The sequence below is a fragment of the Novosphingobium sp. 11B genome, assembly GCF_054589055.1.
In genome coordinates this window covers 82,366-88,079 of record NZ_BAAILP010000247.1, presented here as the reverse complement: position 1 = coordinate 88,079, position 5,714 = coordinate 82,366, and the positions used below count along the sequence as shown (strand labels likewise).

Here is a 5,714-nt window from a genome sequence, read left to right as displayed (position 1 = left end):
GCTTCGACAGGCTCAGCCTGAGCGGTTTTAAGAGCCGGTCTTTAAATCCCGCTCAGGCTGAGCCTGTCGAAGCCCCCACCGCACACCCAAATCCTGTCGAAGGGCATCGTCCCAAGGTACAATTGGCCTGCCGCGCCCATCGGCTCACATTGCCTGTCGAAACCCCACGGGGGTCAGGTTCGGAGATTTGGGATGCTGGAACAGGCCATTGGCAAATTCTCGGGTGAGTCGCTCATCCGCGAGAAGTTCGACAACTTCATCGGCGGCAAGTGGGTGGCCCCGGTCAAGGGTCAGTACTTCGACAATATCTCGCCGGTGACCGGGCAGGTCGTGTGCCAGGTGGCGCGCGGCACGGCCGAGGACATCGAACTGGCGCTCGACGCCGCGCACGCCGCCAAGGACGCCTGGGGCAAGGCTTCTCCGACCGAGCGTGCGAACACGCTGCTCAAGGTCGCCGACCGCCTCGAAGCCAACCTCGACAAGCTGGCGCTGGCCGAGACGATCGACAACGGCAAGCCGATCCGCGAGACGACCGCCGCCGACATCCCGCTGGCGATCGACCACTTCCGCTACTTCGCATCCTGCCTGCGGGCGCAGGAAGGCTCGATCGCCGAGATCGACCACGACACCATCGCCTATCACTTCCACGAGCCGCTGGGCGTCGTCGGCCAGATCATCCCGTGGAACTTCCCGATCCTGATGGCCGCGTGGAAGCTGGCCCCGGCGCTGGCAGCGGGCAACTGCGTGGTGCTCAAGCCCGCCGAGCAGACCCCGATGTCGATCCTGGTGCTGGCCGAAGTCATCGCCGACCTGCTGCCGCCGGGCGTGCTCAACATTGTGAACGGCTTCGGCATCGAGGCGGGCAAGCCGCTGGCGCAGAACAAGCGCATCGCCAAGATCGCCTTCACCGGCGAGACGACGACCGGCCGCCTCATCATGCAGTATGCGTCGGAAAACCTGATCCCCTGCACGCTGGAACTGGGCGGCAAGAGCCCGAACATCTTCTTCGCCGACGTGATGGACCACGACGACGACTTCCTCGACAAGGCGCTCGAAGGCTTCACCATGTTCGCGCTCAACCAGGGCGAGGTCTGCACCTGCCCGAGCCGTGCGCTGGTCCACGAATCGATCTATGATGCCTTCATCGAGAAGGCGATCGCGCGGGTCGAGGCGATCAAGCTGGGCAGCCCGCTGGACGCCGCGACGATGATCGGTGCGCAGGCATCGAACGACCAGTTGGAGAAGATCCTCAGCTATATCCAGATCGGCAAGGATGAAGGCGCCAAGGTGCTGACCGGCGGCGAGCGCGCCACGCATGACGGCGAACTGGCGCAGGGCTACTACGTGAAGCCGACCGTGCTGGAGGGCCACAACAAGATGCGCGTGTTCCAGGAAGAGATCTTCGGCCCGGTGCTTGCCGTGACCAAGTTCTCGACCGACGAGGAGGCGCTGGAGATCGCCAACGACACGCTCTACGGCCTCGGCGCCGGGGTATGGACGCGCGACGGAACCCGGGCCTACCGCATCGGCCGCGGCATTCAGGCCGGGCGCGTGTGGACCAACTGCTACCACGCCTATCCCGCCCACGCGGCGTTCGGCGGCTACAAGCAGTCGGGGATCGGTCGTGAGAACCACAAGATGATGCTCGATCACTACCAGCAGACCAAGAACCTGCTCGTCAGCTACAGCCCGAAGAAGCTCGGCTTCTTCTGATCGTGGCGGGTTCGCCAAGAGCTCTCAACCCGGCGTCCCGCCACCATAACGGCGCCGGATACCTCGAAACGGCGGATGGCCCCCACGCCATCCGCCGCTTTTCGGCGTCATGAGCCTCCCGGCCCGCATCCTCGCCACCCCGGCGGCGGAGGAATGGATCGAGCGGCTGCGCGCCATCCACGGCCCGCTGATGTTCCACCAGTCTGGCGGCTGCTGCGACGGCTCCGCGCCGATGTGCTTCACCGAGGGCGAGTTCCGTGTCGGTGCGCAGGACGTGCTGCTCGGCTCGCTCATCGGCAACACCCGCGTCTGGATCGGCGCGGCGCAGTTCGAGTACTGGCGTCATACCCAGGTCACCATCGACGTGGTGCCTGGACGCGGCTCGGGCATGAGCCTGGAGGCGCCTGAGGGCGTACGCTTCATCGTGCGCAGCCGCATCTTCACCGATGAGGAGAACGCCGCGCTCGAAGCGGCAGGTGACCCACTGCGGGGCGATGATGCGAACGCGCTTGGCGGTGGGGGCGGTTCGGCCTAGACTTTCGCGCTTGGGTCACGGACCGCACCGAAGAGGGCGGCCGGAAGGAGAGGGACATGCGAATGGCAGCACAGATTCACGACGGTGACCGCCCGCTGGTGGCCTGTGTCTCGCACGCGCAGGACCCGGCTGATGCCGTCGCGGAACTGGTCGAGGCCATTGGCGGCGTGGAACTGGCAGGCGCGCTGCTGTTCTGCTCGCACCGCTACCCGCGTGAGGAACTGGCGCGCGTGCTCACCGCCCGGCTGCCGGGGGTGCCGCTGATCGGCTGCACCAGCGCGGGCGAACTCACCAGCCGGGGTTACGACACCGACAGCCTGCTGCTGATCGGCTTTCCCGCCGCCGGCTTTTCGATGGCTTCGCTGCGGTTCGAGGATCTCGACAACTTCGACCCTGTGACCGCGCAGGGCGCTATCCGCCAGCTCGTCGCGGGGGCGCGGCTGGATCACGGCGCGGCGGAGGATCTGCATCAGGTGGCGCTGTTCTTCGTGGACGGCCTGTCGCACCGCGAGGAACTGCTGACGATGACCGCGCAGCACGCGCTGGGCGACGTCCAGCTGATCGGCGGCTCCAGCGGCGACGGACTCTCGTTCCGCGAGACGGCGGTGCTGCACGAAGGGCGCTTCCACTCCGACGCGGCGGTGATCGCGGTGCTGACCAGCCGCCGCCCGATGCACGTCTTCTGCGCCAATCACTACCGCCCCGGCCCGGCCAAGATGGTCATCACCGAGGCGGACCCGGAAACCCGCACCGTCTACGAGATCAACGCCGCCCCCGCCGCCGAGGAATACTTGCGGCTTTCCGGCTCTCCGGGCGAGGAACTCGACGTCCACTTCTTCGCCGCCCATCCGCCGATGGTGCGCACCGGCGGCCAGTTCCATGTCCGCTCGGTGCAGAGCGCGAACCCCGACGGTTCGCTGACCTTCTACTGCGCGATCGACACCGGCGTCGTCCTGACCATCGGCGAGCCGGTGGACCGGCTGACCTGGATGCGCGAGCTGTTCCAGTCGGTCTCGCGCAAGGTGGGGGAGATCGATCATATCATCGGTTTCGACTGCGTGCTCAACCGGTTGGATGCCGAGGACCGGCAGATCCTTCGCGAAGTTTCCGACATCTATGTCGAGAACAACGTGCTGGGGTTCAGCACGTACGGCGAGCAGTTCCTGGCCGCGCACATGAACCAGACCTTCAGCGGGCTGGCGATCGGGCGGGCGGTGGATGAACCGGCACGGCCATGACGATGCCTTGCCCCCTTGCTCGCAATAATGAAGTGGGTGTGAGGTCGGGAGACGATCATGGCCCTGACTGACCCCGAAACCCGCGACACCGAAACCGCCCGCCTGCGCGCCCGCATCGCGCAGCTGGAGAAGATCAACGCCGCGCTGATGGACCGCGTGGAGCGCTCCACCGACATGCAGGGCGGGGCGTTCTCGATGTTCGAGACGGCGATCTCGCTCGACGCCATGGTGCGCGACCGCACCGGCGCGCTGGAGGTGGCGCTGGAGCGGCTCAACACGGTCAATGCGCAGCTCGCCGCCGCTCATGGCGATGCCACCGCCGCCCGCGTGATGCTGCGCGATGCCATTGAATCGCTGTCGGACGGCTTCGCGCTGTTCGATGCGGAAGACCGTATGGTCCTGTGCAACCGCGCTTACCTGAAGATCTTTCCCAATTTCGAAGGCGTGCAGGGCGATGCGCCCGAATTCGCCGAACTCGCCAGCCGCCTCGCGCAGACCGGCGCCACCATGGGCTCGCGCATGGCCCCCGAGCGCTGGCTCAAGGACCGCATGGCGCAGCACCAGCGTGCCCAGGGCGCGCACGTTCAGGCGCTGGCCGACGGCCGCTGGATCCAGATCAACGAATTGCGCACGACCGAGGGCGGCACCGTCGGCATCTATACCGACATCACCACCGTCAAGGCCGAGGATGCCCGCCAGCGTGCCCGCGAACTGGCCGAACGCAACCTGGCGCTGCAGGCGACGCTGGACACGCTCTCCGAAGGCGTCTGCCTGTTCGACGCCCAGCGCCAGCTTCAGGCGTGGAACGAGGGCATGCTCACGGTGCTGGCGCTGACCGAGGACGGTCCCGCCATCGACACGCATGAGGCGCTGTCGGGTTGGTGCACCGGCGAATGCGGGCTGGACCGGGTGGAAGCGCTCGACTGGCGCGAGGGCGGCGGGGCGCGGGTCGTCGCCAACTGCACGATGCGCGGGCGCTATTTCACCGTGCGTTCGGTCTCGCTCAAGAACGGCGGCATGGTCTTCACGTTCGATGACGTGACCGATCATATCCAGTTCGAACGCTCGCTGACCGAGACTGCCGAGACGCTGGAGCGCCGCGTCACCGAGCGCACCGCCGAGCTGGTCGAGGTGAACCGCCAACTTGTCGAGGCGAAGAACGAGGCGGAGACGGCGAACCGCTCCAAGACCAGTTTCATCGCGGCGGCCAGCCACGACCTGCTGCAGCCGCTGAACGCGGCGCGGCTGTTCGTTTCGGCGATGGACGGTCAGGCCATGGCCGAACGGCCGCGTTCGCTGGTGCATCAGGCATCCACCGCGCTCGATTCGGTCGAGGATTTGCTCGAAGCGCTGTTCGAGATTTCGCGCCTCGATGCGGGGGCGATCCAGCCCGAGTTCGCGGACCTGTCGCTCGGGGCGATCCTCTCGGCGCTGCGGGTGGAGTTCGCGCCGCTGGCGAGCGCGGGCGGGCTGGCGTTCACGGTGCCCCATACCGGGCTGTGGGTGCGCTCCGATGCGCGCCTGCTGCGCCGGGTGCTGCAGAACTTCGTGTCCAACGCGATCCGCTATACCGAGCAGGGCAGCGTGACGGTGGAGGTGGTGGAGCAGGGCGCGGACGTCGTCGTCACCGTGCGCGATACCGGGCCGGGCATCGCCGAGGTCGATCGCGACGAGATTTTCGAGGAATTCCGCCGCGTCGGCAAGACGCAGAAGATACCCGGCAAGGGGCTGGGGCTCGCCATCGTGCGCCGCGTCACGACGATGCTGGGCCACGGGATCGAACTCGACACTGCGCCGGGGGCGGGCGCGGCCTTCTCGATCCGCCTGCCGCGCGTGGACCCGGTTGCCTCGCTGGAGGAGCCGGGCGCGATGCCCGCCGCTCCGCGCGCCGGGGCAGGCGGGCTGGTTCTGGTGATCGACAACGATCCGGGCATCCTTGCGGGCATGGAAGCACTGCTGGAGAACTGGGGGCTGGACGTGGTGACCGCCAACGATCCATCCGACGCGGCCGCACTGGCTGCGCTGGAGCAGGGACCGGCGATGCTGATCGTGGACTACCACCTCGATGACCGGCTGACCGGTGACCGCGCGGTGGCGATGCTGCGCGAGAAGGCGGGGCGGGCGGTCCCGGCGATGGTCATCACCGCCGATCGCGGGCCGGAGACCAAGGCGCAACTGGCTGAACTGGCGCTGCCCTTGCTGAACAAGCCGGTGAAGCCGGCGCAGCT

General features: G+C 67.3%; 4 protein-coding genes. All 4 read left to right on the top strand.

Annotation, left to right across the window (positions count from 1 at the left end):
* Positions 1-192 precede the first annotated feature (192 nt).
* Entirely contained in the window at positions 193-1,713 is a 1,521-nt protein-coding gene (gene adh, locus ACYPYD_RS22340; RefSeq protein WP_459665600.1) for an aldehyde dehydrogenase, read from the top strand.
* Between the two features lie 109 nt (positions 1,714-1,822).
* Positions 1,823-2,248, top strand: coding sequence for a DUF779 domain-containing protein (locus tag ACYPYD_RS22335; RefSeq protein ID WP_036525934.1), 426 nt, complete (start codon positions 1,823-1,825; stop codon positions 2,246-2,248).
* Between the two features lie 62 nt (positions 2,249-2,310).
* Positions 2,311-3,486, top strand: a complete 1,176-nt coding sequence (locus ACYPYD_RS22330) for an FIST N-terminal domain-containing protein (RefSeq protein WP_459665598.1) — start codon at positions 2,311-2,313, stop codon at positions 3,484-3,486.
* A gap of 57 nt (positions 3,487-3,543) precedes the next feature.
* The coding region (locus ACYPYD_RS22325; RefSeq protein WP_459665597.1) for a PAS-domain containing protein at positions 3,544-5,714 on the top strand (2,171 nt) is incomplete at its 3' end.

What these genes read in the sequence shown, in the direction of transcription:
- ACYPYD_RS22335 (WP_036525934.1), top strand. Translation starts at nt 1,823, where the DNA reads ATGAGCCTCCCGGCCCGCATCCTCGCCACCCCGGCGGCGGAGGAATGG.
- ACYPYD_RS22330 (WP_459665598.1), top strand. Translation starts at nt 2,311, where the DNA reads ATGGCAGCACAGATTCACGACGGTGACCGCCCGCTGGTGGCCTGTGTC.
- adh (WP_459665600.1), top strand. Translation starts at nt 193, where the DNA reads ATGCTGGAACAGGCCATTGGCAAATTCTCGGGTGAGTCGCTCATCCGC.